Origin of the sequence: Candidatus Protofrankia californiensis, assembly GCF_900634765.1 — a bacterium.
GTDB lineage: Bacteria > Actinomycetota > Actinomycetes > Frankiales > Frankiaceae > Protofrankia > Protofrankia californiensis.
The window spans coordinates 1-2027 of record NZ_CAAAFT010000430.1 but is presented as its reverse complement, the minus strand read 5'-3'; the positions used below and the strand labels follow the sequence as shown (position 1 = coordinate 2027).

Below are 2027 nucleotides of genomic sequence, written 5' to 3'. Positions count from 1 at the left end.
ACCCCGGACTGGACGGCCACCCCCCGAGACTGCCCTTGCCCTACCGGACGACCGTCACCTATCTCACCGACGACGGCCACACCCGCACCGGACAGACCATCCGCGCGACCCCCACCGCCGACGGCTACACCTACCTGGTCCGCTTCCCCGACGCGCCGCGCGAACCGGTCGCGCTGGACGGCCGGGACCTGATCCCGGTCGCCGGCACCGCCTGGCGCTCCCTCGACGACGTGCTGCACGCCCGCCTCGCCGACGGCCACGCGCCCGTCCAGCCCGGGGAGGTTCTCGCCCTCGGCGCACGCTGCGTCGCCGTCCACCCGGATCCGGACGGCACGGTGTCCACCCGTCCGACCCGCGTCCCGGCGCGTGCGCATCCGGAGGCAGGCGCGCCGGTGATCCGTCCCTCTGCCGGACCCGCCACCGCTCCCGGCACGGCGGCAGCCGTCACCACCGCGGTCCACGGCTCTATACCGGCCGATCGGGACAGCGCCGGCGCGTCGCCCCGCCCTTGTGCGGACGGCGCCGGCCCGGGCTTCGACACGCCTTTTCCGCGGCCGTAAACCCGCGGTATCCCCGGCCGCCGCCGCTTTCTTTTCGTCCGCCTGTGCCAGGACCGAACAGCCACGAGGATACCGATGTATCTGGTCGACGAATCCCCGGTGAAATTCATAACCACAGGCTGCTGGTGGGCCATCTCTCACCATCCGACCACCGGGATCTACACCGCGAATGCCTTCCCCCGCACCGGTGGCTGGTTCACCGCCGACGCGTCCCCGCCTTCCGACCCGTTGCTGCGCGTCCACGCCGTCACCAGCTGGCAGCTCGAGGAACGACTCGGGTTCGCGCTGCCCACGGACGTCCACGAGGTTCTCCGGGACCTGGCCCTCGCCTACCAGCCCTACCCCGACCCGACCCAGGTGACCGGCGCCGACGCCCTGGTCGTCCCGCTGTCGTTCCGCCCGTCGCGGACGAGCCGGGTCGACCTGTACGGCGACCGCGCCGGCACCTACGGGCGGCTGATGCACGCCAACACCCCGGCACGGACCTGGACCGACGGCACCATCCAGATCGACGTCATCCCCACCGCCCCGGTCACCGTCGGCGGAACACCCCGCCACCAGCTCGGCTACCGCATCTGGCACGACCAGACGGTGGTCATCGCCGCGGACGACATCACCATGCCGATCACCGACAACCCCCGCGGCGACGACACGCTACGCGCGATCGTCAACCTCACCGTCCACACCCCACCCGACCGTCTCTCCCCCCGGCAGCGGGACTTCCTCGACACCCACGGCGAAAAGCTGTCCGACGCCCTCACCCCACCCCACGGCCTCTACCCGCCCGGTGTCCGCGTCACGGTCATCGCCCGGGACGGGCAGGCACCCACCACCGGAATCGTCACCGGCGCGGTCACCGACCCCGACGGCACGGTCATCGACTACCTGTGGCGGCCCGACCTCGCCGACCTGCCTGGCCACCCCTGGCGCGACCATCCCGACCGGGTCATGGCCAGCCCCGCCCACCGCGTCCGACCCACCCTGACGCCGGCCGACACCGGCTGCTCCCGCCCGGGTGTTCTCGCCTTCGGCGCACGGGTCCGCAGCGTCGACGACCCCGTCTTCACCGACGGCACCGTCCTGCGGGCCTTCCGCGAGGACGGCGGCACCATCTACGAGATCCAACCCGACGACCCCACCTGGCCGTCCGTGCGGCTGCCCGCCGACGACGTGATCCCCACCGCGGGCACCGCCTGGCCCACCCTGAACAGCCTCCTCGACGCCCGCGACCAGGCCGGTATCCCCTTACGGGACGGGGAAACACTGACCACCGTCCGGGAGGCCACCGAGGTCGCGGCCGGCCTGTCCGGCCCGATCCCGCTCTACCCCCTGCGCCGGACCGCCTCCCACGATCCCGTCCTCGACCCCGACACCCTCGACCGGGCAGACGCCGGCTACCACACCTCGCCCTACGGCCCACGCGGCGGCGACGGCCCCATCGCCATCGAGCCGCACGGCGCCGTCACC

The 2027-nt window shown here is 73.1% G+C and carries 1 protein-coding gene and 1 pseudogene; both read left to right on the top strand.

Features of this window, described 5'->3' with window-relative positions:
* Nucleotides 1–560 (top strand): annotated as a pseudogene (locus DD1DGNOD_RS22220) (hypothetical protein); the annotation flags it as partial.
* Nucleotides 561–635: 75 nt separating this feature from the next.
* Nucleotides 636–2027 (top strand): hypothetical protein (locus tag DD1DGNOD_RS22215; RefSeq protein WP_131770974.1); only part of this gene is annotated, 1392 nt, incomplete at its 3' end.